Here is a 24,192-nt window from a genome sequence, read left to right as displayed (position 1 = left end):
AAGACAAGAGCTTCCTTTTAACACAAACCTTGTCTTCATTGATCTTACTATTTTTTTCTGACCTCCGCCCACTTGTAGTCTGTTGTTCCTACAGGGTGGCGAACGATGCCGTTTACATTTGGTTGATCCATGAATATTTTTGTAGCGAAATAGATCGGCACGAGCGGCATGTCATCCATGAAAATTTTCTCCGCGTCATGCATCAATTTGAAACGTTCCGTCTCATCGGCTGTGTTGCGGATTTTTTCTACAAGTGCGTCGTACTCTTTATTGCTGTAGTTGATCCTGTTTCCTGGGTGATCGGTTACGTACAGCTCCAGGTAGTTGATCGGGTCGCCATAGTCTGCCGGAATGGTAGATCGGGAGAACTGCAAATTACGAGCACGCTGGTCAGACAGGAACACTTTCCATTCCTTGCTTTCTAGTTTTATTTCTATACCGAGGTTTTTCTTGTACATTTCTTGCAGTACCTGTGCGATTGCCTTGTGTCCATCACTCGTATTGTAGGTCATTGTTACCAGTGGGAGAGTAGTCCAGCCTTCCTCTTCCATGCCTTTTTTCAATAGTTCTTTTGCTTGTTCGATGTCGTTGTCCTTTAGGTAATCCCCGCCCTTTTCGCGGAAATCTCCGCCTGCCGGCTCAGGGAAACCGTAAGGTACGTGGGCCAATGCCCGAGTCTGTTTGCCTTGTACAACGTTGTCGATCAACGATTGGCGATCGATGGCGAGCGCAAAAGCCTTGCGGATGTTCACGTTGTTAAATGGAGGCATCTTTGTGTTCATACGATAGTAATAGATCGATGCGTCTGAATCGACTTTGGCTTCTCCGGAGTCAATCAACTGCTTTTTCATGTCATTCGGGACGCTTGACACCTTATCTAGCTGACCTGTTTTATACATTTGGTACTGGGTATTTTCATCATTGACCATGAACCAGTTAATTCCGGCTAACTTCACAGAATCCTTGTCCCAATAGCCATCGTTCTTAACGATTTTGATAGACTGGTCATGTACCCAATCTTCCATCTTGAATGGACCGTTAGTTACAATACTCGAAGCATTTTCAGCCCATTTCGAATTGCTCTCGACGACCTTCTTATTTACTGGGAAGAAAGTCGGCTGGGTGAGGATGTGCGTGAAGAAGCCTGCCGGTGCATTGAGTTTCACTTCCAATGTCTTGTCATCAAAAGCTTTCACCAAAACAGCGTCTGCGTTCCCTTTTCCAGTGTTGTACTCTTCTGCGCCCGCAATGTAGTATGCGAGGAAAGCGGATGGGAATGCATTGTTCGGATCGAGAATGCGCTTGAAAGCGAATTCAAAATCCTGTGCAGTAACTGGATCTCCATTGGACCATTTGCTGTCACGCAGAGTGAACGTGTAGGTTTTGCCATCCTCGCTCACGGTCCACTTTTCTGCCATCGCCGGTTGTGGCTTGTGATCCTTGTCCAGACGTGCCAATCCTTCCATGGTGGCATTCAACACTTCATTGGATGTGGTGTCAAATCCTTTTGGTGGATCGAGAGAAGGTGGTTCCGTCTTCAAATTGAGTCTTAGCATCGCGGTCATGTCAGCTTGTCCACCGTCATCTTGCGGCGTCTGTCCCGTAGTAGCCTCTGTGCCTGGTTGTGTCGGAGCTGCCGTTTGGCTACAACCTGTCAAAGCAAGAACTACTGCCAGGGCTGCCGAGCTGAGCAGCTTCCATCCTTTTTGCAACTTCATGAATGATTGACCCCCTTTTTTGGGTGAAGAAATGGTTATAGATAAATGGCCCCAGGATGAGATGCCATTTATACACGCAAGGAATGGTTCTCAGGCTGAAGCGTGAATGCAGCCAACAACTGTGCCGCTCATGATCGTGATCGCCCGATTGGTGTATTCCGCAAGATTGTTCAATGGTCCGCCGATTCCTAGCTGGTGAAGCACTTCATGCTCGTGCTCCTCTGTCTTCGATCTTTACGGCGATGCCTAGATCCGTATCTCTACCACCCAAGCCGTATGCAGATTCAACACCGGCTTTCCCGATGATCCTGCCACCAAAAGCCATCATCAGATCTGTCCAATAACGGTTATTTCCCCCAACCATTTCGGGGTGGTGGCCGAGATGTGAGAGTATATGTCAGCTACGGGATTCGTAAGAAGTCTCCTTTTATTTGCGAATATTGGAATGTTTTACTCTTTTATACAAGCAAGCGCCATGCCAATTGGAATTATTTTTCTAATAATAATGAATTTTCTTACTAATAACAAAAGAAAACAGGCGACACACTTTTTCTGGAGGTCATTAATAGGTCAACCTGTTAAAATTGAAAGGTTGTTCGATTCTTGCAATAGGTTTGTCTTTCCTATTTTCGCACGTAGACATACCTTCAACCGTTACCAATCTCCCTAGTGCTATCACACAATCATCCGGTTTTTCCTTCTGCAGTATGAGCCATATCGCTTGGACATTTATCAACATTTATCAACATTTATCACCTGCGAGGAAAGGAGGCTCCTCATTGTTCACAAAGGAAGAGTTTTTACACTCTAGGGTACAGCCACATGCTCATCAAGTGAAGGAGATCAGTTACTCCTCAAAACGAAAACACGCTATTCTTTCGGTAGATTGCCTAACGAAAGAATAGCGTGTTATACGATATTCATTTTTGAATCAGCAGAGAACACTCGTGATTTTAATCATGAGATGAATCGTCTTCAGACAAGGCGTGTCTTTTGACACGCCTTGTCCGACATATGTAGAAGCCAGCCATTGCAAAAGGTTCTCCTGTCTTCAAAATGACCCTCATTGGCTGCTTTTAATTTCCATCTCCTTCCACTCGTAATAGCCATCCGCAGGAATAATGCAACGCTTTCAGGCAAATAGACTTTTAAGGCGGGTTTCTCTGGTAAGGTCTCCATTTTGCGTTGATCATCTCTTACCCTACTTATTAATTTTTGGGCTAGTAAGGAACTATACCGCATTTCAGCTGGACTACCGCCTTTCTCCTTTGTCCTCAATGATTGCTGGAATTTTCTGTCCTGGAGCAAAGTTCTAACCCTCTCGCCAATCGAACGGGAAATCCTCAATATCAAAGCGATTTAGTAATGCGTCAGCATCAATTACGATTGTAAATCTACCGTATCTACAGGATCACCTCTTACAATCATCATAACTCTTGAACATGTTGCTTAACTAATGCTAAGCGGACAAAATAGATTCGACAAAAACGGGTGACCGTAACATGCCACTTTTAGTCAAGTTGCGGAATTTGACGCGGACTTTAATAAGCGGCTGAACGTATAGAAAATCGCTATCCTCCCCTGTTAACAAAGCCACTTCGACATAATGTCTAGCTGTATATGAGTAAACCATGTATAAACTATAAAAATGTAGTACTAAGTAACACAAAATGGTATAATTTAGTCATATGGAGGTGACAAGCTTGGGATGGATAAAAGAATGGCTTCCACTGATACTTTCCTATACACGGTTATAAAAGGCCAGATACTACCGAGAGACAGAACGAAGCCAAAACAAAAGCGACGCCCCCAGAAAGGTAAACGTCGCAGATGATCCAAAGAGGGAAGAACTCCCCCTCCCTTTATCCCAAGTATACCATGAGAAGAAGAAAATTAGACGCTTCCAATTTACTCTCCACCCGTGGCTCCTTAGCTCTCGCACTGGCCGTGACATACTCCCCATCAGCTTCATGGTGGCAGCAGCTCATCCTGGTTATATCGGTTGGATACCTTTTAGTAACGGCATTGAATGGAAGAAGGAATTAAATGCAAGTAGAATTGGACGACATCATGGGGCTAGCAGAGGTTAGCGATATGGTTGGAAAATCGAAGCAATATGTTAAGACTTACCTTGAACGTGGACAATTCCCGGAGCCTGTAAAGGTACTTGCGAGTGGTCCCATCTGGCTTCGGGAGCAGATTCAAACTTGGATAGATACGCCGCGACCTCGTGGCAGAAAGAAGAAAGAGGATTAGAAAGGAATCTACATCATGTCACAATCAGACATCAGCTTTTGGAATGACATAAAGAACAACAGCCGGCACGTCTCATGGGAAAGCGAAAAGGCTCTGCAGCAAGCAGATGGGAAAATGACGGTACGGAATGTGTTGGCGAGGCTGCAGGTACTCGACGATGAGATTTCCTGGATCCAGGAAACGCTTAGCGCACCAGCTGAAAGACCCATTCCACCTTCCATAGCCCAGCTATTAGGTGAAACGCTTGATCAGAAAAGGACACTAAAGAGCCGGCTTGAGAAAGCACTAGACGATACGATCGTTGAGTTGCCTGAATGACATCCACACAATAAGAAACCCGCCAAATCTTTTTGCCTGGCGGGTTTTGTGCTGCTGTTATCCCTCTATTCATTTTATGTCCGCCCGTTCCTTTGCTCGTTGGTAAGTGTATGCAGAAAGTTGTTCAGGCGTGCTTGACATTCTGCTTTCAGCACTTTAACGTTATACACGATCTCATGCTGTGTATCGTTGTTCGAGAAGGAAATAAAAAGGTCTAGTTACCTTCATGCACTCGATACCTCTAAACCGCAGCATGATCGATTCGAATTATACAAAAATATGTATGGTAGCCAATAAAATAATGCCCCTATTATTTCGTGGTCAAGTAACAGCTACAACAGTAGGCGGGTTAAAAACAGCAATCACTAATTTCGACGGTCATTAAAGAAAAGGAAGTGGCGTCTATACACCACTTCCTTTTCTTTTCTCTGTGCGTTGTTTCAAGGTGACTCGATTTCTCTGAGCGTTACCCCTGAAACATCTTTAAAAATTGTTCCGTTTGGATCGATTACCTTGTCAAAAAAATAGGTACTTATTAGCCATGGAGAAGTATCTTTGTTGAAATAATATTCTTCTCTCATAGGGAGTCCTGTAGAAAGATCAAGGTAGACAATATATTTCAATGGGTAACCCTTTGGATCAGTGGATAATCGCTGTAATTTCTTCACTTGTTTCCCAAAGAAATTCACTGTTCCAACAGATTTCCATTCGCTTTTTTTGTACTCCTTTGCTACATCTTGAAATAAGGATTGATAGGGGCGTTTATTAGGCTCTCGATTGATCCATGTTTCTCCTGTAAATCCGCCATTCTCTGTTTTAAGTAAATATTCACGATACCCTTTTTCTGTAACAATGCTTCTTAAAAATGTTCCGTTTGCTGGTGTTTTGGAATTATAGCTAAATAGATCAGATCGCCAGTCTCCTGTTGTGGAGTTAAACCAGGTTTCTTCATAGTCGAGTGTACCCACACTTTCCCTGAATACTTTCATGTGTTCAATCGTCGGCTGTACTTGTACCGGCATTTGATTTGCTGCCAATGAATCCACACCTAAGCCACTCCAAACAAAAACGGCGAGTATCGCAAACCAAAATACGTTTAATTTACGTCGCATGACTCAGCCTCCAAAATATTGTAAATATTCACAGTTACTTAGACGGTTATTTGGCGCTTTTGTTTCGCTAATTTATTTTTCAACGGGTGCCTATCAAAACTTATTCTTGGAGTAATTAAGAAAGTAGCTAAAAACTATCACCTCAATCCTTCAGACCACTCGATATCAGGATGGTTTTTACTTTGGATGATGTTGGCGTCTTATCTCAATAACTATTTTAGCTGTTAATGTGATAACATTTCGATATACCTTTGTTGGAGTGATAATCGAATGATCCAAAAACAAGAAATTATGGACTTTTTTTTATCTGCCTGTCCTTCCTATAAAGAAAGATGGCTAGAATACGTAAGGGACTCATATGACGATGGTGAAGAGCGTCTCCTTTATGTCGATATTGGAGATTTCACTAGTCACGTTGTGGATCTTTATCAAAAGAAAATGCTCGATGAGTTTCCTGGCATATTCGAGGTTGTGGAGAACCTCCATACCAATGGTGACAGTTATGTTAGAGAAGCTGCGACAATTGGATTTCTTGAATCATTACAAAATCATTCCTCACATGTTGAATTAGATCCGGAAGTTTTTGTTTGTTACTTACATCCAGTCTCATTACGATGGTGGGATGCACTGAATCGTTTTTGGTCTGGAAAAATCCCTTTTGTTGGTATTGAAGACTGATTTCTAAATTACACAAATTGTTAAACCGCTTCACGAATGCCCCCTAAACTGTATGATTGGTAAAAATTGGGGTTTCAGGAGGGCGAGAGCATGGAATTTTGGGCTCCTTTCATATTCAAAATGCTGTTACTTATTGTCTTTTCTTTTGGAGTATTGCTTATTGTAATATTTCCGTTGATTGCCAAATTAAGTACGGTCTTTGCAACGATTAGTTTGGTCTGCGGATTATTAGTGATCTTGCTCCTGCTATTCATCATTTTCGGGGACCCTGCACTTAGACAACTGATTTTGACGTACGGTTTATCATTCTGAACGTTGTGTTACTAACTCATTTCAAAAGCACTTTAATGATCGTTTCTTCTGGTTTACAATCTTCATAAATGATTTGGTAATTATATCCATTCGTTTGGAGGTTGTAGCATGTCACCTAGTATTGCAAAAACCCTATTAATTGTTCTTTTCTCTTTTCCCATCTTCGCGGCAGTAAGTACACTTTTTGATGGTAATGATGAACAAATTACTTACTTGTTATCGTTGATTGCTTCAGCTCTCCTTTTCGATAAACTCATAGCAACGTGAAGTGTTTTACATAATTGAGCTTGTGTTAAATCACTTTTTTTGTCCCAACTCGTTATGTCATAATCACAACAAAGGAGTTGGTTACATGGAAAGTCGTTTTATTATTCGGTAAGCTGGGGTGAATTAAGTTACCTAAAAGAAGCCCTAGATGCTATGGAAGTGCCTTACTTGATTGAACAGCCATCAGACAGATTCCAACTATCCCCCAGTGAAGTTGCCATTGTCTTTCCGGATTTACATGTTCGTGTTTACAATCACATCCGCGAGTTATTCATAAGTAATGGGTTACGCTACCCTTCATTACACAATGTTTGCGGAGATTTGCTCACGCAGCTCTTTGAAGTCGTAAATATTATCTTCACTCCATCCCTTCCGGTGTAAACGTATGCCATCTCGACAGCAAATGCATCATCTTCTACCATGCCGTTTTTAGGCTACCATTACTTCGCTAATTTTCTTATGTTCCTCTCACCAGCTTTGTGTTTTCGTCCTGAAATAGTAAAAACCCCCGCAATGAGTCACAGGGGCTAGATTAGGCTGTTATTCTTCACCCAAAAAATGCAGGATACTTTGGGTTACAACCGCGACACCGCAGGGGAGCGCCTCTAGGTTCACATGGAATTTGGGGTGATGCCATGGATAGTTGTCCAGCTCGGGGGTACCTGTTCCCCATTCAATGAATACCGAAGGAGCTTCTTTTGCCAAATAAGCAAAGTCATCCCCGCTCATCAGGCAGTTCTCCATTTCATAAATATTCTCTTTTCCCATGCATTCTTCTACCGCTTTTCTGATCAAGTCGGTCATGGACTTGTCGTTCCAAGTGGGAGGGTATCCTTTGACATATTCGTACATAAAGGAGCCGCCCCAATATTCGGTTACCCCTAGCAGTGCTTTCTCGATTTTTTCCGCCAGCAAATCTCTCGTCTCTTCCCGAATGGCGCGAGCCGTACCTTCCAGTACCACGCGATCTGCCAACACGTTTGGTCTGGTTCCCCCTGCAATTTTTCCGATTGTTACAACTGCTGGGTCTGTCGGCGATACTTGACGGGATACGATGTTTTGGATGTTGGCAAGGAATTGTCCTGCCATTGCAATCGCGTCGATGCCCTCGTGCGGGGCAGCAGCGTGTCCCCCTTGTCCTGAGAGGGTAATAAAAATGCGGTCCGACGCAGCCAAAATACATCCGTCTATAAGACCAAATTGCCCTGCAGGCAAATGCGGATTGGTGTGGATCCCGATCACGGCATCTACTTTGGGATTCTCTAAAATCCCTTCCTTGATCATACGCATTGCACCACCCGGCGGCTTTTCTTCCGCAGGCTGAAACATGATTTTGACGGTACCGCATAAATCATCTGCTCTTTGCCCTAGCAGCTTGGCAACCCCCAAACCAACAGCCACATGGGCATCATGACCGCAGGCATGCATGAGACCGTCTTTTTGGGACGCATACGGCAATCCTGTATCCTCCATGATTTCCAATGCATCCATGTCGGCTCGGAGCAAAATCGTTTTTCCCGCTTTCGCGCCTCTGATTTCAGCGCACACTCCCGTTTCTGCCATCACTTTGTATGGAATCTGATTGTCTTCCAGTTCGCGGATAATATATTTTTGCGTTTCCCATTCATGATTGCTTGGCTCGGGATGTTGATGCAGATGTTTATACACCTCTGTCAAATAGTTTGCTAGCTGGTTGCGAATGTCTTCCACTAGAATCGTTCCCACGCCAGTCACCTCCTCAAGTTTTCAGGCAACGCAACAGGTTGCCTCCTCATTTGATATATATTTTCTAGATTGTCGCGTAGCCGTTACTTAATAGGTTTCAAACATTTTTTGAATGGCTCTCGCGTCATTCGTTCGGGTCAACGCCAGCATTAATAAAATACGGGCTTTTTGTGGAGTGAGATTATCCGAAGAGACAAACCCGCTCTGGGTATCCGCAGGCTTTGCCGTAACCAATCCATTTCCGATTCGTGATGAGCTCACGACGACCACTCCCGCCTTTGCGGCATCCACAAGCCCCACCCGTGTCAGAGGAAAAATGCCGCCATTGCCTGTCCCCGCATGGACAATCCCTTTTGCACCAGCCTTGACGGCGGCATCCACCAAATCACGACTGTCATCGCTGTGACCAAACAAGATGTCCACCCTTGGCAAGTTGCCAACCTCGGTCAGATCGAATTCGGTGGCCGTTGTGTGAGCACGCAAGCTTTTGTAATACAAAACCGGCTGCTCGTCCACCATATATCCCAATAGCCCTGCCTCCGCGGATCGAAACGCATCTGCGGTCATCGTCTGGCTTTTGCTCGTATCACGCGCTGAGCCGATCCGTCCATTCAAGGACATTAAAACACCGTGTCCACGGGCCTCAGAACTTGCAGCAAGCGCTACTGCCTGATACAAGTTGAGTGGCCCGTCAGCACTGATTGCCGTAGAAGGGCGCATCGCCCCGACAATCACTACAGGTTTCTCACTCTTGACAGTCAAATGGAGAAAATACGCAGTCTCTTCGAGTGTATCCGTCCCATGTGTGATCACAATCCCATCACACGAATCGCTCGCTAATCGCTCGTTGACCTCTGCCCCCAGTTGAAGCAGAACATCAGTGGTCAAAGCGAAGCTAGGAATATTGGCAGCCTGATACCCGCTTACATCTGCAAGGCTACGAATCTGCGGTACCGCCTCAATCAGTGAGTTCACAGAGACAACACCTGGGTCGTATTGGGTTGTTTGGGTAGCATGCGTTGCCTTGCCAGCAATTGTCCCGCCGACCGCTACGATCGTAATTCTTGGTAAAGTACGTTCACTTCTTTGTTCACTTCCGAGTCTATTTTTCATGCCTTTCCTCCTCTTATGCGCTACCACCATGAAAAGATGACTGGCCTGGTCAAGCACCGCAATCGCAGTACGTGGATACGTTTCGAGAAGATTCCAAGCATCCTTGTACCCGACGACACCATTCTCCCGTCCGGCGATAATTGTCATTGGCCAATCAAACGACGTCTGCCTGTTGAATCCCTCGCCAAATTTCGCCGGTATCTTCAGTAATTGCCACACCCTTTGACTACTTCGTGCAACCAAAGGGCACGGCTTCTTTTGAACAAAACGATGAGTTAGACGAACATAGAAACGACCTCGCCTTTATTCACATCAACTAAGCCTAAATCTGTAATCTTCAAATCCGGACTAACCGGCAGCGAATGCGTACTAAACGACATAATTGGATTGTAGTGCTTGTAGCCCAGGTTCTTCATCGCTTGACGCAGCTCCTTCATTTGACGGGCGATCTCCTCTAGCGGTTCTTCCGACAGGATGCCGCCAATAGGCAGTTTGACAAAGGAGAGTACTTTTCCGTCCTCGACTACGCAGAAGCCGCCTTGATTTTCGATAATTGTATTCGCGGCAAGCAAAGCATCCTGCTTATTTTTTCCGACCACCAGAAGGTTGTGGTTATCGTGAGAATACGTAGAAGCAATCGCACCGCGTTTGATCGTATCTCCGCCGATTAGTCCGAATGCCTTGTTGCTGTTGATCCCATAGCGCTCAAATACACCGATGACACAATACTTGCTCGCTCCCCACTCAAGCTGACCGTCCCGTACCTCAACTTGGTCGATTAGCTCCTTCGTAAAAGTGGTTCCGTCAGCAACCATCATCACGCGGCAGGAAACCTCTCCGCTTTGAATTGGTGCTGTGATGACGAAATCATTTGCTTCCACTTTTCCACGTTTGATGCTTTCGTAAAAATCTTGCGGAAATGCATGCGTAATGACAGGTTGATCATAGGGTTCGGCTCGGTCGTACACTTTTTGTCCGTCTTTATAAACCACCTGGATGTCAAAAGACACCAAATCACCTAGCAGCATAAAATCAGCGATCTTGTTCGGTGCGATTACGCCACGATCGTACATCCTCATTCTTTTCGCAGGAGTCACTGTTCCCGCATAGATTGCATCCTCTGGCTTCATTCCAGACGTGATAGCCTTTTTGATCAAATGATTTAAGTGCCCTTTTTCTACAAACGTATCTGGCATCACATCATCGGTCACAAAACAAAAGTGCTCACTGCGGTCATTCTGGATCAAATACTGCATGATCTCAGGTGTCATCGACTTTTCTTGCAACTCGATAAACATCCCCATTCGCATGCGCTCCCCCATTCCTGAAATCGTCTGTTGCGTATGGTCTGAGTCAATTCCAGCATAGATAAAGCTGCAGAGTTCAGTACCCATCAGTTTCGGACAATGTCCCTCGATTGGCAGGTGCGGATACTGCTCGCGCACATGGCGTACGATCCGATTTGTTTTGCTATTTGGTTCCGTAATCACCTTCATGTAATCCATGACCTCGCCCAGACAAATAACTCGCTCTTCTTTTACCAATTCATCAATCTCTGCGATGTCAATGGCGCCACCCGTTGTTTCGAATGCGGTAGCAGGAACCGAGCTTGGGATTCCATAATAAATATCCGCCACACACTCTTCACCCATCCTAATCATCTCCTGAATGCCTCGAACACCGAAGACGTTTGCCATTTCATGTGGATCGGCAACAATCGTCGTGACCCCATTTTGAATCAGTCCATATGAAAAAGTAGGCGGTGTCACCATCGTACTTTCAATATGCAGATGTATATCGATTAAACCCGGAACCATGAATCTCCCTTTTCCGTCGATCACCTCCTTTGCCTGAAAGTTTTCTGCTCCTTTTTTACCGCTATACAAAAACTTTCCGTTTAATATCGCCACGTTGCCGCTCTCGAAACACTTTTGCACATGGTTATATACACGAACATTGTTGATGAATAAATCGACTTGCATGATTATCCTCCTTATCTGTTTAGGCCACCTGTTCTTTTTCATCCACGCCGGTTGCTTCTCTGCGTGTCAACACACTAACAACAAGGAGAACAAGCGTATTTATCACCAGCGCGAAAAATCCAGGGTTGATGTCTGTGAGCAGCGAAGGCCACTGCGGGAACATATCTGCGAGCTTGGCTCCCGTAATGGTAAAGTACGAGAGGAAAATAGCTCCCGCGATAATGCCGGAAAAGGCACCTTGCTTGGTTGCGAACGGATTAGCGGGCAAGCAGAAGATAAAAGCTGGGAACAACTGCGTTAAAATGGACGACGCGAAAATACTTAGATCTACCAAGAAGTTGCCGCCCTGGAATACAAAATACAGGGACATTAAAGCAAATAACGGAACGATCATCTTGGCAATGCGTGTAATCCGTTCCTCGGGGGCATCTGGAACAATCGCCTGGTATACGTTTTTCGCTAATAGCGTCGAAGCATTCAACAAAATCATCGAGCCCGGCACGAGTGCGGTTAACAGCCCGGTACCTCCGACAATTCCTACAAACCACGGATTAAACGTTTCTTTTACCAGCCTCAGCAAGGCGAGATCAGCATCTGTCCCTTTGAGATCCGGCACTTGCAGAATCGCTGCAAATCCTACAAAAAAAATGAGCACAATCAAAATCTGATACAGCGGCATGATGATGGCATTTTTCCGCAAAGACTTGGCGCTTTTGGCGGAGTAAGTAGCCTGAAAAGAATGTGGATACATCCAGTAGCCTAATCCCACCAGTAAAATCGTCGATACGTACCAGGATATGCTCTGGCCTTTTTCCGGTAGCATCAGCTTGTCAGGATGGGCTGCCTCAATCGCTTGGAACATCGAATCAAAGCCACCGTAAAAATGAATCGGCAAGTAATTTCCTAAAAAGAGAGCGATTGCTAAAATGATTATATCTTTAAAAGCAGCGATGCTGGCTGAGCCACGAATACCGGAGACCGTCACATAAATAATCATAGATATGACACCGATCCAAATAGCCAAGGTCGGAGAAATCAAACCGTAGGACGTCTCCGATACGATAATGCCTAGCCCCTTCAATTGAACCATTAACAAGGAATTCAGCCCCAATACCGCTACAATCGATACGACTATCCCCATGGCCCGACTGTTGTATTTGCTGGCAAAGAAGTCTGAGAACGAGAGCAAGTTGTGCTTTTTGGCGTACTTCCAAACGGCTGGCAGCATCCAATACGACATGACGAAAGCCAGACAGCCATAGCCCAAAATATAAAAAGCGGGCGCTCCTTTGCCGTATGTGTATCCGCTGGCACCGAGGAAGGTAAAGGTCGTATAGTTCTCACCTGCCATAAGCAAAAAGACAAACAGCGTGGAAAAACCGCGACCGCCTACCGTCCATTGCTCCAAGCTCATGTTTTTTCCTTTACTAGCGCGGATTCCCACAAACAGAGCAAACAGTAAGAAGAGAGTAATAATAATCAAAGCGCTATTCATTCTTGTTCCTCCTCGTTAGCGGGGTCGAATTTGTAAATAATCAACATAAGAACAGATGCAATCCCCAACCAGATGACGTGCCAAAACATCAAAAATGGCATCCCTAACACAATCGCGTCTACCTTGCTGGCAAAAACGCTGCCACCTACAATCCCGATGAACGGGATCGCTCCCAGAAGATAAATTGGCTTCACACGTACTCCTCCTTTTTGGTTTGAATGGTTGAATAAGAAAAAAATATATAAAAAAAGCAAAAAACCCTTGATAGAAATTGAATTTCTAACAAGAGCTCTTTGCTTTGTAAACAAAAGCGAATTGCTGCTCGTATGTGTTATGGGTCTCAGCTCTCAAGAATTTATCAAAAGAACTGCGACTCGATTATTTGTTATTCTACCAGGATGACCTCTGTAAAGGCCCATTGGGAGACATAATCGTAATCCCGCAGAATGACCTCGACCTTCAAACCAAGTTCCTGTTCTAATTTTTCAGTAAAACGCTTTTTGAAAATCTGAGACATTTGCACGTCCACTTCTCGTTTTAGTGCAGGTACCTCACCCTCCAAGGCTAGGGAGTGTGGTGCCCGTCGGTGTTTCGAACGAAAAGTGAGAAATCTCTCATCAATATCTACCTTCAACAAGATCGTGCCGGCTCCAAACAGTTGCTTGCATATCTCGTTGTAAAGCTGGGTCAGCTTTTTCTTGTTCTCTGAAGAATCTTGTACATACATGCTATCACCTGTACAGGATAGGGTAAAATTGCGAACGCTTTCTTTTCTTGTTCCCAATTATACTGAAATCATCATCTTTTCGCAATAATTATTCATCTTTATATTTTTTTCGATGGTTGGAGCTGTCGAGGAGGATTCACATACTACTTAAAAAACCCTGCCTATTGAGCAGGGATAGAGGGAATACTCCGTTACTATTGTTCCAACCGAGTGGTACGTTGGGTTAAGCCACGGCTTTTCTTTGAAGTAACCATTGTTCTTTTTATCCAAATGTTAGTCGCGAGTCATTAACAACCGATCATTTTTTCAAAGGATTAGCCTAGAACTCAAATTCAAACGTCTTGCGTTTGTACGCAAACTCAAACCCCAGTTTCGCCCCTAAACGAAGCGACTCCTTATTTGTCTGAAGTGTCGACCAATGCGGGGTTATCCCATCCTAGACTGCCGTTGTTATGTCTACCACACTTCAACTATCAATACCTTCGATTATAGATTGGGAAATTCATAAATTGTTTGTGCTTGTTTTTGCATCATTGAAGTAGGTAAGCTTTTTAAAATTGTATTTCGAAATGCCACTGCTAGTCCATTTTCAAATTGAGCGATTTTTCCCAGCTGCCAGCACTGCTTGGATAAAGCTTGAATGCGCTCTTGACGATGATTATCATACTTCTTAAATGCTTGTTCAATGTGCTGATTTCTTACAATACATTCCGCTAAAATGTTTGCGTCTTCAATTGCTTGGCATGCTCCTTGCCCCATGTTTGGAGTGATAGCATGTGCAGAATCACCAATGAAAACGGTACGTCCAATAAAAAACTGTTCCATTGGATGAATATCCACGATATCTCGATGAATCATTTGCTCTGGTTTCGTTTCGTTAATAATACGAGTAACTGGTTCATGATAATCAGTAAAATGTTTTGCTAACTCTTGAGGAGTATATTTCGCAAATTTTGGATCACGTTCTTTCGCATTGATTAGTGCATACCAATAGAGTTGATTGTTTGGTAATGGTACGAGACCAAAACGACCATTCGATGCCCATGTTTCGTAGAAATCTACTGTTACAGATGGAATAGATTCTGCAGATATGACACCACGCCAGCATGTGTACCCAGCATAACGATATAAATTTTGACTTAGTAATTGTTTGCGAATCGGTGAATGGATACCGTCCGCTGCTACTAACAAGTCACCTTCTGCTATGCTTCCATCTTTCAATGTCACTTGTACTTTTTGTTGATTTTGCTGAACATGTTGAAAATCTTTTCCAAAATGCACGATATTTGAGGATAATCTTGTCAGTAAAATTTCGTGTAGATCTTTTCGATGGAGCGAATACATTCTTTCAAACTGTCCCGGAATCTGTAGTTTATTTAATAGATTTCCTTTTTGTGAATATATATGAAAACCATCACTTCGATTCCCTTGATGAATAATCTCATCTACAATACCATACGACTGTAACGCTTGAAGGGCATTTGGAGCAATAATTATACCAGCTCCAGCTACAGTTGGTTCCATATTTTTTTCGTATATTTCTACATCTAGACCTTTTTGCTGTAACATAAGACCAGCACATAATCCTGCAATACCGCCACCAACGATAATTGCTTTTTGTTTCATCTTTTACTCCCCCCTATTTTTTACAAATACCTTCCCAAACGACATTTAAGCTTTGTTGGAAAAACTCTTTTGCATCGACGTTCTGCTGCATGATTGCCGTCATTAAGGTGTTAAAGTAAATGCCCATAATGGTTGAAGCAATCAGTTCAGTGTCCCATTTGCTATGGAATGTTCCATTATTGATTGCCTTTTTAATTATTTCTATCAAGTAGTTTTGAAATCGATCGATGCTTTTCGATTCGGTTTGAATGAGATATTCAGATTTAATTAACTCCAATACAGTAAATTTCATAATCTCACCATGATCTAAGAAGCGCTGTAACAAATCCCCTAAGCTACTTGTAATTTGTTCCTTAAGCAATGTATGACTTTCCAGCTCTGCTTGGTGCGTTAGAAAGTAATCAATTTGCGATACACCTAAATACAATAAGATTTCATCTTTTTTGGCAAAATAATTAAAAAAGGTTCCTTTTGCTATATCACAAGCATCTGCAATTTCTTGAACTGTCACCTGTTCATAACCTTTTTCTTTGAATAACTGCATCGCTTTCATGTAGATTTGTTCTTTTAATTCTTTTTTCCGATTTGCTTTCATCATATGCCCCCCAAAAAATGACCGCAGTCATTTTATGACCAAAGTCATTTTAATTCTATAATAATAAAACGTCAACAGTGTAGCTACAAAAAAACACCCCAATGGGTGTATTTTTTATGTATTATTGGAGGCTGGGAGTCTGGTTTTCGCCCAAAAAATGTTGCTCCCTTTCGATAGTATTGGCTCCATTAATGAGTTACTTTTGACCATCACGTGCTTTAACCGGGTATATTCTTCCAGTGCGTAAATGGACAAATCAGATCCGAAACCCGTCATCCTGAGTCCGTCATGCGGCGTCTCGCTCGTTAAGAAAAGATGCGTATTCGTCATAAGGATTTACCTTTGTTAAATCCTCTGTATCTACATAGGAATAAACCCAAAGATTTGTTATAACCACGCCATCATAGATAACAACTACAATCTCGTCATAGACATCTTTATTTAAATCGTGATTACTGCTTTAATCTCATAACCTTCCTTTAAATCACCAAATTGGTCAAATGCATCTGTTTCTCCTTCCAAACTTATTGGAAGACCAACATTTTTTAAATAAAGGCTCTGTTAAACATAGTTGTTGATTTTTGACCAAAACAAAACCTACAAACTAAATGTAGGTTTTAAGCCTTTTATTAAACTATCGAACTCGTCGTATTATGAGGTCAGCCAGTTTTTACTGGTTGACCTCTTTCAATTAGGCTGTTTTCGGTTAACTGTTGCTAAATTTCTGTTATAATTAGGTTAAATGGTTTGTCTGTTGGGGGGTATAGCACATGGACTGGAAGGCTGTTTATGGCGATTTTAGTGATTTACCTAAGTCTGAACAACATTCATTGTTTCAAGCCATTAAAGATACGCTTTTCCCTGAACCCAAAGAGGACATTGCCAATATGGTTGGCGAAATTCGGGAAGTACGTTTCAGCAGTGGCTTGGCGTGTGTCCATTGTGGTAGTGTTAACATCAAACGTAACGGCAAATATCGTTCTCGTCAGAGATACATCTGCAAAGACTGTGGAAAATCATTTAATGATATGACAGCAAGCCCGATTTCAGGAACCCATCATCCTCACAAATGGCTAAAATACTTTCAAATGATGGTAGATGGCGTTACGTTGCCAAAAATCGCTGAAAAATTGGAAATCCACGTTTCCACTGCTTTCTATTGGCGGCACAAGATTTTAATTGCATTGCGTTCAATTGGCTTTTCTACGTTGAAAGGCATCATAGAGAGCGACGAAACGTACTTTTTGGAAAGCAATAAGGGCAAGAAATCCGTCACGCATCGTAAACCTCGCAAACGTTGCGGTAAAGCGAAGAAGCGTGGAATCAGCAAAGAGCAAATCAGCGTGGTTGTCGCTCATGACCGAAACGGAAACGTTTTGTCAAAAGTTGCTGGACGTGGACGCATCACTGCCGATTAAATCGACCAAACACTGAATGGGTGTCTTGAAAAAGAGGTTGTCCTTTGCTCCGATTCTGTCACAAACTATAAAGCATTTGCCAAGCAAAAAGGTATTCCACACGAAATCATTAACGCCAGTAAAGGCATTCATGTCAAAAAAGGTGTATTTCATATCCAACATGTCAATTCCTATCACCAACGTCTAAAAAAGTGGATGGAACGCTTTAATGGTGTAGCGACTAAGTATATGGACAACTACTTGTCCTGGTTTCGCTTTTTAGAGTTGCATAAACAATTGAACAAAATTCTTCGAAAACGAACTATGGTGCTGGAATCCTATAAAAAGGCGAACTTTATGACAGTTGGTATGTTTAAAACTGGATAAAAGTATATTGCTTTACATACATTACGGATACATGAAAGGAACGAACTCTACAACATGGAAATTAGGAAACCGAACATTTTGGAACTTGAAGAAATTATGATGCATTCACCACAAGCCTTGTTTGAAGGGACAATGGGCAGAGTAAAACCTACTGATGAGAAAATTAAACAACTTATTGAGCCACTTTTGGAGAAGGGCTGTTATTACTTAATAGCAACAGAAGATTCAAAGTTAATGGCTGGATTCTAATTGGGGCGAGTAAAGACCAATTTACCGATAGGGTGATTGGCTTTATCTATGAACTTTATGTGACACATGAATTCAGGGGAAAAGGAATATCTAAGCAGTTAATGAAAAATGCCATTGACCGTTTAAAACTTGAAGGATACTCTGAAATTCGTCTGGGTGTCTTTGCAGAGAACCATGCTATTCAACTCTACGAAAAAATGGGGTTTTCTGTGAGAAATATTACTATGAGTTTAACAGTGTAAGAGAACAAGTCATTGTTTGTTGTATATAAACAATAAATGTAATTGACCTATTATCGCTTTCGCGAAATAGGTCATTAATTTATAGTCCGTATATTTAAGTTGGATAATGAGGTTTTTATTTGAATTTATGCAGTTTCTATCTCCCCTATCCCGGAGCTTAGATTGCTAAGTTTTACTTCGGCATCCACTAATTCTTTGTATACATGGTTGTTCTGAAGCAGTTCAGCATGTGTTCCCTGTTCTTCGACTCGTCCACCCTTCATTACGTAGACGATATCAGCATTTTTGATTGTATCAAGCGTTCGGTATGCCTATCCAAAGCAGACGTAGCTTCATCTAGAATGAGGATCTCTGGATTCCTTAAAATAGCGCGCGCCAAAGCTAGCCGCTGTTTTTGTCCACCAGACAATGTAATCCCTCTTTCGCCTATCGTTGTATCATAGCCATTTGGTAAATTTACGATATCATCATGAATACACATTAATCGACAAACATGCTCGATTTGTTCTTGCGTAACATTCTCTACTCCCATCACTACATTTTCTCTTATGGTTAAGGCAAACAAATATGGTTCCTGAAAAACAATCGTAACCTTTTTTGCCCAATCTCCTCTTTTGATCTGTTCAATCTCCTTCTCGTTCACGAGAATACATCCCGAGTCTGGAGAATAAAAACGAATCAACAGATGAGCAATCGTTGATTTCCCGCTTCCACTTCCCCCCACGAGGGCAACCTTTTTTCCAATGGGAAAGGCCAGATTACACCCTTTCAGAACGGAATCGTTACTGCCGTCATAACGAAAGGTGATTTGTGAACAAGAGAGGGAAGTAACTGGTTCCTTAAAAGGTAACGTGCCATCCGAGATCGTTCTGTCTTCAAGAAAATTTCTGACACGATCGACAAATGCCATTTTCCCTGCGACCTCAACGGAAAACTTGTATGCTTTCTCAATTCCAATCATTAATTCCGACGTTAATTGATAAATGACAACAAAGAAACCTACAGACAATTCCCCTTGTAATACCTGGTACCCGCCGATGGCAAGCGCCATCATGTAACTTCCCCAAATGATTGGATCTTTTGTAAGGAGTTGCTTCACCATCATTTTTCCCTCTGCCATGACACTTTTGTAATAACGGTCGAATACTTTCGAATACCTTTTGTACTCCCACTCTTCTCTATTAAAAGCAACAACTTCTCTTGTAGATGCTACTCCTTCTTCCATGCAAATGACTACTGCTGTCTTTTCCTTCTGGATTTGTGCGGCCATTATTTTTTGCCTAGCACCAAAGGTCCGTCCCATTTTTACAAAGATGATGCTGAATACAAGCACACCTGCAAGAATTAACGGGCTGTCGGTCCCAATCACAATACTAACGATTAATGCGTGAAAGATATATTTGAAGGCATCGGCAATATCTTCCCCGATTAGTCTAGCCACAGCAGGGATCTCATTTGAAAACAGTTCTACGTACCTGCCTGTTCTCTCTTTGTGCAACTGGGGAATTGGAATGTGATATAAGTGGTCAAGAGCCAGGGCTGTTAACCGCTTCCGAAAAAAGCTATGTACAATTCCTAGAAGATAGGGACTGAAAACAAACAAAAGGGAGTAGACCACATAACAGATAGCAATCATCGCCAACATTCGCCAAAACAAAGGATATTGCCCTTTCACAATCACTTCATCGATAATTTGTTGTTGCAGTGTCAGTGTTGCAATATAGGCTACAGACTCCAAAAGCCAGAGAAGCATCGCAATAAAATACAAGCCTCTGCACTTACTGATATGCGACCAAATCCAAACCCAGTTACGCATGGATTACCTCCTGGCTGACATCCTCATTAGCGAGTCGATAAAATGCTCCCTTTCTACGCATCAATTCATCATAAGTACCTGTCTCTATGACAATACCTGCATCCATTACGATAATTCGGTCATAATCTCGTATGGTGCTAAGACGGTGAGCCACTGTAATAATCGTTACGTGCTTGAGAGTATCCTGAAAGGATCGTAAAATGAGATTTTCGGTTACATTATCCAGTGCAGAAGTGGGTTCATCTAGGATTACAATAGGTGCCTTTCGAAGGAACATTCTGGCTAATGACAACCGTTGTTTTTGCCCACCGGACAGTTTTACCCCCCGTTCACCTACCAAGGTATCATAGCCTTCAGGTAAATTCATGATCATTTCATGCAATTGCGCTCCTCTGGCTGCTTCCATTATTTCTTCTTCCGTGGCATCTGGCCTTGCAAATTGGATATTTTCCCGTATAGAAGAACCAAACAAATATACGTCCTGAAACACAAGCGACAATGCGTTGCGAAGCGAAGCAAACGAATAATTAGCCACTGGAACATCGTCCAAAAGGACCTCACCCTTTTCAGGATCATAAAATCGTCCTATTAATTTGAGTAAGGTTGATTTTCCACATCCACTTTTTCCTACAATAGCTATTTTTTCTCCAGCGTGGATGGTTAGAGTCACTCCTTTTTATACTTGCTGTTTGTCCGGGTACGAGAAATGAACGTCTTTGAAAGTGATCTGACCGTGAACAATCTTCGGAGCATAAGGATGGTCAAGTTCTTTTACCTCAGGAGTGACACACATAAATTCGTACAGGTTTTTTACCTGGTATAAGAGTACCTTTTGTTCCGTTATCAGTGTGATCAGCGATGTCAAACGATGCAAAGCATTGAAGTAGTAGAGCAAAAAGGCTACAAACTCCCCCACTGAAAGGGTTTGGTTCTGGATGGCGTAAAAGCCATAGATAAACAATATGATACAGCCGATGTAATAACTTAACCGTCTAACTGTCCCCCGCCAGTATGCGTACCAGTAACGCATCACATAGTATTTATTCAACAAATCCGTCACGTGAAAACCTCGTTGTGAATCCCACAGATGCGAAAAGGATGCACGTAATTCCGTCAAGGCAGATATACTTTCATATACTTTCTGTCCAAACTGCATTTGGCTGTTCGCCAATTTTTGAGCAGTCCATGAGGCTCTTTTTTCAAAATAAGGCCCTACTAGGTAATAAAGGAGAAAACAAGGAAGAAACAATAATGTCAGAGTACTGCTAAGCGAGAACATTAGAATAAAAGAAATACATGTGAAGATCGCATTTTGCAAAAAGTCAGGAAAATATTGACGATATAATTTCTGGAGAGCGGAAACTTCGGTGTTTAGTAATGTCAGAATGGCTCCCGATGGTGTTTTTTCATAATAGGAGAAACCAAGACGACGTAACTGTTGAAAAATAGAGATTTGTAAATCACGAACAGTATTCTCCTGAATGATCCGTTGAGCAAGTTCCTTCCCAGTGCCCGCCCCGAATTTAAAGGCTAACACCAAGAGAATCAAGAATATGCCCATGACGAACCCTCTAATGTCTTTTGCAGGGTAGATTACATCGATAAAATGCTGAACAAATTTCGGAATTAATAGCTCACAGGTCGCTGCAATAAAACCACATGTACAAAGCAAAACAACCCAATTCTTGTAAGGTCGCATGAATGAAAGAGCCCATATATATTGCTTCGTAGTTACCCTAGTGTTTTCATCATGTGATTGATTCACACTATTATCCTCCTCGAGATCTCCTCCCAGTTGTTCTTGATGAGTAAGTTGTATTTTACCATAATTTGGGCGACTATCAAAAATGGTTTACTTCCTATTTCCCTCTATCAATGTGGAATAGTGTTGAGCTGTCCGCTTTCTCCTGATTCAATGAATAATTGACGACCACCTTCACGCGGAATTGCGCCAATTGAATGACCACCTGCCGCCAAATGCCACGGAACACATCCGTTGTTTAGTGATAATAAAGTAATAGACCGGCACTCCTTATCTATCAAGGAATTCCGGTCATTTTAATCGATAAGATATTTATAAATTGTTTTAGACTCGATGTTGTATTTCATTGTTGCATAAGTAACTTCGAATAATAAAGTTAGACTACCGCCGTATGTGGACCCGCATATATGGTGGTATGTAAGAAAGGAGCTATCCGTCCCCTCTTAATCGATTAAGCGGGCTAGGATTTCCGAACAGGTAAATATGCTTTTGGAATTTTACAGGCTACGCTGAACAACAAAGGTCATCATCGCATACGCTTCTTGATTTGGCCTGCCTGCCTAATACTTTGGCACGCCCTTCGCTTAGCTCTCTTAATGCTTCGACAGTCTTCTCAAGGCTTTTTTCGACTTGATATGCAAATTTGCGAATGATCTTCCCACGAGATGCCCGCCTCTAATAAAAAAGACAATTAAGTTATTTAATTGACGGATTGTAATATGAAGTGCGACACCTAACGAAAGGCAAAAAAATGGCCCATGATTGATTCGTGTAAAATGAAGTTACCACACCACATTTACACGGGAGAATCAATCATGAGTTATTCCCATCTTAGCATAACCGAACGCAGTCAGCTAGCAATCCTTCATCGCATGGGTTGGTCTACCCGTGCGATTGCCACAGAACTCAAACGACATCATTCTACCATTGCTCGCGAGTTAAAACGAGGGCATGGGGTAGAAGAATACCAGGCTGAGACTGCTCATGTGGCTTATGAGAAACGACGTGAACGATCTATTTCTCGGAGCAAATGGACAGCCGAACGTGAGCAATACATTGCCGGGAAGTTGGCACAAACCTGGTCTCCCGAGCAGATTGCCGGACGGATGAGTCAAGAATGCCCCAAACAGCAGGTTTCGTTTAAAACGATCTATCGCTGGCTGTATCAAGGTCTTCTGGTCAAAGAAGATACTGCTGTCCTGCGTTACAAAGGCAAACGCCGAGGGCCTGTAGAAACGCGTGGCCGATTCAACATAGGCAAGTCTATTCAGCAGCGCCCCAAAGACGTGAGAAAACGTCAAAGTTTTGGTCACTGGGAGCTGGATACGGTTGTTTCCAGTCGGGGAAAAAGTAAAGCATGCGTCGCTACGTTCGCTGAGCGCAAGACCCGCCTCTATCTTGCCGTTAAGATGCCTGATCGAACCTCGACCTCTCTGGAGAAGGCATTTGGGGTGGTCGCGGCTTCTTTTCCCAAAGGAACGTTTCAAACAGCTACCGTTGATCGGGGGAAAGAATTTGCCTGTTATGAACGGTTGGAGTCGGCACATGATCTAGCTATTTACTTTGCTGATCCTTACTCCTCTTGGCAAAGAGGCACCAACGAAAACGCGAATGGTCTTCTCCGAGAATTCTTCCCCAAAGGAATAGATTTTGCGGAGGTCTCTGAGGAAGAGCTTGCTCAAGCATTGGGTCTCATGAACAACCGTCCAAGAAAATATCTGGGTTGGAAGACGGCTCACGAATCATTCATGGAAGCTCTGTCGCACTTGGCTTGCCAATCCGTCATGTAAAAAAAGACACTAGCGATGTAGTGTCTTCTGTCTAATGTCCGTTTGTTTATTTGGAGTTACGAAAAACCTCCCATGTATGTAAATCTTATCTCCTTGATTCGTACATGACTTGAACCGACAGGACTTTCTAAAACGATTGAATCTTCAGGCCCTGCCAATAGCAATTGCCTGCCGATCGGAGATAAGAACGAAATTCGATTGTTGTCAGGATCAATATCTGTAGGATATACCACAGTAAATGATTCCTCATACCCATCCACTTCAAATAAAACTTTAACACTACTGCCGAGAAGTGTAATCCCATGCAATGATTGTAATAAGGCATCGTCATCACCCGCCAGCAATTTTTCCAATGTTTCTTTATAGCGCTGTACCAAGCTATCGATAACCTGTTTATCTCTTCCGTATTCACGGACATATTGATCGTAGAAAATCGAATATTGTTCATCAAAGAAAACGAGCTGACTAATCAGATGTTTGCGAGTTCCGCTCATAATACTATGGCTCATAATAAATGTCACCTCCAAGATGCTTTTCATAAACGAGTTTGATGAGAGTCATGTCTTTCATACAAAAGCCCTCCTTAAAAAAATAGCCCCCGAAAGGGCTTTCCAATCATTTTATC

20 protein-coding genes and 3 pseudogenes are annotated in these 24,192 nt (G+C 42.8%); 7 read left to right on the top strand and 16 right to left on the bottom strand.

Going from position 1 to position 24,192, the window contains the following annotated elements:
* Positions 1–47: 47 nt before the first annotated feature.
* From ADS79_RS15790 to ADS79_RS36680, 3 genes and pseudogenes are all read right to left on the bottom strand, one after another.
* Positions 48–1,718: a peptide ABC transporter substrate-binding protein gene (locus ADS79_RS15790; protein ID WP_049739388.1), complete on the bottom strand. Its 1,671-nt coding sequence runs from the start codon at positions 1,716–1,718 to the stop codon at positions 48–50.
* Between the two features lie 205 nt (positions 1,719–1,923).
* A complete protein-coding gene (locus tag ADS79_RS36130; protein ID WP_328135265.1) occupies positions 1,924–2,082 on the bottom strand; it encodes an asparaginase in 159 nt (52 codons plus the stop codon).
* A gap of 699 nt (positions 2,083–2,781) precedes the next feature.
* Positions 2,782–2,850, bottom strand: a pseudogene (locus ADS79_RS36680) (SOS response-associated peptidase family protein); the annotation flags it as partial.
* Between the two features lie 914 nt (positions 2,851–3,764).
* Between ADS79_RS36680 and ADS79_RS15780 the strand changes: the two are divergent.
* Both ADS79_RS15780 and ADS79_RS15775 read left to right on the top strand, forming a co-directional pair.
* Positions 3,765–3,974 carry a helix-turn-helix transcriptional regulator gene (locus ADS79_RS15780; RefSeq protein ID WP_049739386.1) on the top strand — a complete coding sequence of 70 codons (210 nt, stop codon included), beginning with the start codon at positions 3,765–3,767 and terminating at the stop codon, positions 3,972–3,974.
* A 15-nt stretch (positions 3,975–3,989) separates the two neighbouring features.
* The gene (locus ADS79_RS15775; protein WP_049739385.1) at positions 3,990–4,292 is read left to right on the top strand and encodes a hypothetical protein; all 303 of its coding nucleotides are present in this window, start codon (positions 3,990–3,992) and stop codon (positions 4,290–4,292) included.
* A 440-nt stretch (positions 4,293–4,732) separates the two neighbouring features.
* Here the strand turns inward: ADS79_RS15775 and ADS79_RS15770 are convergent, their stop codons facing one another.
* Positions 4,733–5,404 (bottom strand): hypothetical protein, encoded by a 672-nt coding sequence (locus tag ADS79_RS15770; RefSeq protein ID WP_049739384.1) that lies wholly within the window; start codon positions 5,402–5,404, stop codon positions 4,733–4,735.
* A gap of 270 nt (positions 5,405–5,674) precedes the next feature.
* On the opposite strand from ADS79_RS15770, the gene ADS79_RS15765 reads away from it, so the two are divergent.
* Both ADS79_RS15765 and ADS79_RS15760 read left to right on the top strand, forming a co-directional pair.
* Positions 5,675–6,082 carry a DUF7674 family protein gene (locus ADS79_RS15765; RefSeq protein WP_049739383.1) on the top strand — a complete coding sequence of 136 codons (408 nt, stop codon included), beginning with the start codon at positions 5,675–5,677 and terminating at the stop codon, positions 6,080–6,082.
* A gap of 90 nt (positions 6,083–6,172) precedes the next feature.
* Complete coding sequence (locus tag ADS79_RS15760; protein WP_049739382.1) at positions 6,173–6,394, top strand: hypothetical protein; 222 nt, start codon at positions 6,173–6,175, stop codon at positions 6,392–6,394.
* An 807-nt stretch (positions 6,395–7,201) separates the two neighbouring features.
* On the opposite strand, the gene ADS79_RS15755 is transcribed toward ADS79_RS15760, so the two are convergent.
* The 8 genes from ADS79_RS15755 to ADS79_RS15720 form a co-directional block, all read right to left on the bottom strand.
* On the bottom strand, positions 7,202–8,386 hold the full coding sequence (locus ADS79_RS15755; protein ID WP_049739381.1) for a M20 metallopeptidase family protein: 1,185 nt from the start codon (positions 8,384–8,386) through the stop codon (positions 7,202–7,204).
* An 87-nt stretch (positions 8,387–8,473) separates the two neighbouring features.
* The gene (locus tag ADS79_RS15750; protein ID WP_201783407.1) at positions 8,474–9,718 is read right to left on the bottom strand and encodes an asparaginase; all 1,245 of its coding nucleotides are present in this window, start codon (positions 9,716–9,718) and stop codon (positions 8,474–8,476) included.
* A 56-nt stretch (positions 9,719–9,774) separates the two neighbouring features.
* A complete protein-coding gene (locus ADS79_RS15745) occupies positions 9,775–11,481 on the bottom strand; it encodes an adenine deaminase (protein ID WP_049739380.1) in 1,707 nt (568 codons plus the stop codon).
* A 19-nt stretch (positions 11,482–11,500) separates the two neighbouring features.
* Positions 11,501–12,976 carry a sodium:solute symporter family protein gene (locus ADS79_RS15740; RefSeq protein WP_049739379.1) on the bottom strand — a complete coding sequence of 492 codons (1,476 nt, stop codon included), beginning with the start codon at positions 12,974–12,976 and terminating at the stop codon, positions 11,501–11,503.
* A complete protein-coding gene (locus ADS79_RS15735) occupies positions 12,973–13,170 on the bottom strand; it encodes a DUF3311 domain-containing protein (RefSeq protein ID WP_049739378.1) in 198 nt (65 codons plus the stop codon). The genes ADS79_RS15740 and ADS79_RS15735 overlap by 4 nt, the downstream gene beginning before the upstream one ends.
* Before the next feature lie 191 nt (positions 13,171–13,361).
* On the bottom strand, positions 13,362–13,703 hold the full coding sequence (locus tag ADS79_RS15730; RefSeq protein WP_049739377.1) for a hypothetical protein: 342 nt from the start codon (positions 13,701–13,703) through the stop codon (positions 13,362–13,364).
* Between the two features lie 486 nt (positions 13,704–14,189).
* Positions 14,190–15,329: an FAD-dependent monooxygenase gene (locus ADS79_RS15725; RefSeq protein ID WP_049739376.1), complete on the bottom strand. Its 1,140-nt coding sequence runs from the start codon at positions 15,327–15,329 to the stop codon at positions 14,190–14,192.
* A gap of 13 nt (positions 15,330–15,342) precedes the next feature.
* Positions 15,343–15,927, bottom strand: coding sequence for a TetR/AcrR family transcriptional regulator (locus ADS79_RS15720; RefSeq protein ID WP_049739375.1), 585 nt, complete (start codon positions 15,925–15,927; stop codon positions 15,343–15,345).
* 767 nt (positions 15,928–16,694) lie between these two features.
* Here ADS79_RS15720 and ADS79_RS15715 point away from each other — a divergent pair.
* Together ADS79_RS15715 and ADS79_RS15710 are read left to right on the top strand one after the other, a co-directional pair.
* Positions 16,695–17,708, top strand: a pseudogene (locus tag ADS79_RS15715) (IS1595 family transposase).
* A gap of 54 nt (positions 17,709–17,762) precedes the next feature.
* Positions 17,763–18,199: pseudogene (locus tag ADS79_RS15710) on the top strand (N-acetyltransferase family protein).
* 262 nt (positions 18,200–18,461) lie between these two features.
* Here ADS79_RS15710 and ADS79_RS15705 read toward each other — a convergent pair.
* Genes ADS79_RS15705 through ADS79_RS15695 form a run of 3 tightly spaced genes read right to left on the bottom strand, consistent with a single transcriptional unit; the run spans position 18,462 to position 21,780 of the window.
* The gene (locus tag ADS79_RS15705; RefSeq protein WP_161807297.1) at positions 18,462–19,967 is read right to left on the bottom strand and encodes an ABC transporter ATP-binding protein; all 1,506 of its coding nucleotides are present in this window, start codon (positions 19,965–19,967) and stop codon (positions 18,462–18,464) included.
* A gap of 40 nt (positions 19,968–20,007) precedes the next feature.
* Entirely contained in the window at positions 20,008–20,685 is a 678-nt protein-coding gene (locus ADS79_RS15700) for an ABC transporter ATP-binding protein (RefSeq protein WP_049739373.1), read from the bottom strand.
* A 6-nt stretch (positions 20,686–20,691) separates the two neighbouring features.
* Positions 20,692–21,780, bottom strand: coding sequence for an ABC transporter transmembrane domain-containing protein (locus tag ADS79_RS15695; protein ID WP_049739372.1), 1,089 nt, complete (start codon positions 21,778–21,780; stop codon positions 20,692–20,694).
* 812 nt (positions 21,781–22,592) lie between these two features.
* On the opposite strand from ADS79_RS15695, the gene ADS79_RS15690 reads away from it, so the two are divergent.
* On the top strand, positions 22,593–23,567 hold the full coding sequence (locus ADS79_RS15690; protein WP_049739371.1) for an IS30 family transposase: 975 nt from the start codon (positions 22,593–22,595) through the stop codon (positions 23,565–23,567).
* A gap of 56 nt (positions 23,568–23,623) precedes the next feature.
* Here the strand turns inward: ADS79_RS15690 and ADS79_RS15685 are convergent, their stop codons facing one another.
* The gene (locus ADS79_RS15685; RefSeq protein ID WP_049739370.1) at positions 23,624–24,076 is read right to left on the bottom strand and encodes a GreA/GreB family elongation factor; all 453 of its coding nucleotides are present in this window, start codon (positions 24,074–24,076) and stop codon (positions 23,624–23,626) included.
* Positions 24,077–24,192 lie beyond the last annotated feature (116 nt).

The organism is Brevibacillus reuszeri (assembly GCF_001187725.1).
In the GTDB taxonomy this organism is placed as follows: Bacteria; Bacillota; Bacilli; order Brevibacillales; family Brevibacillaceae; genus Brevibacillus; species Brevibacillus reuszeri.
This window is presented reverse-complemented; position numbering and strand designations above follow the sequence as displayed.

Coding starts and splice junctions, on each gene's coding strand:
- ADS79_RS15765 (WP_049739383.1), top strand. CDS start 5,675: ATGATCCAAAAACAAGAAATTATGGACTTTTTTTTATCTGCCTGTCCT.
- ADS79_RS15775 (WP_049739385.1), top strand. CDS start 3,990: ATGTCACAATCAGACATCAGCTTTTGGAATGACATAAAGAACAACAGC.
- ADS79_RS15760 (WP_049739382.1), top strand. CDS start 6,173: ATGGAATTTTGGGCTCCTTTCATATTCAAAATGCTGTTACTTATTGTC.
- ADS79_RS15725 (WP_049739376.1), bottom strand. CDS start 15,329: ATGAAACAAAAAGCAATTATCGTTGGTGGCGGTATTGCAGGATTATGT.
- ADS79_RS15790 (WP_049739388.1), bottom strand. CDS start 1,718: ATGAAGTTGCAAAAAGGATGGAAGCTGCTCAGCTCGGCAGCCCTGGCA.
- ADS79_RS15730 (WP_049739377.1), bottom strand. CDS start 13,703: ATGTATGTACAAGATTCTTCAGAGAACAAGAAAAAGCTGACCCAGCTT.
- ADS79_RS15690 (WP_049739371.1), top strand. CDS start 22,593: ATGAGTTATTCCCATCTTAGCATAACCGAACGCAGTCAGCTAGCAATC.
- ADS79_RS15740 (WP_049739379.1), bottom strand. CDS start 12,976: ATGAATAGCGCTTTGATTATTATTACTCTCTTCTTACTGTTTGCTCTG.
- ADS79_RS15685 (WP_049739370.1), bottom strand. CDS start 24,076: ATGAGCCATAGTATTATGAGCGGAACTCGCAAACATCTGATTAGTCAG.
- ADS79_RS15720 (WP_049739375.1), bottom strand. CDS start 15,927: ATGATGAAAGCAAATCGGAAAAAAGAATTAAAAGAACAAATCTACATG.
- ADS79_RS15780 (WP_049739386.1), top strand. CDS start 3,765: ATGCAAGTAGAATTGGACGACATCATGGGGCTAGCAGAGGTTAGCGAT.
- ADS79_RS15745 (WP_049739380.1), bottom strand. CDS start 11,481: ATGCAAGTCGATTTATTCATCAACAATGTTCGTGTATATAACCATGTG.
- ADS79_RS36130 (WP_328135265.1), bottom strand. CDS start 2,082: ATGGTTGGGGGAAATAACCGTTATTGGACAGATCTGATGATGGCTTTT.
- ADS79_RS15770 (WP_049739384.1), bottom strand. CDS start 5,404: ATGCGACGTAAATTAAACGTATTTTGGTTTGCGATACTCGCCGTTTTT.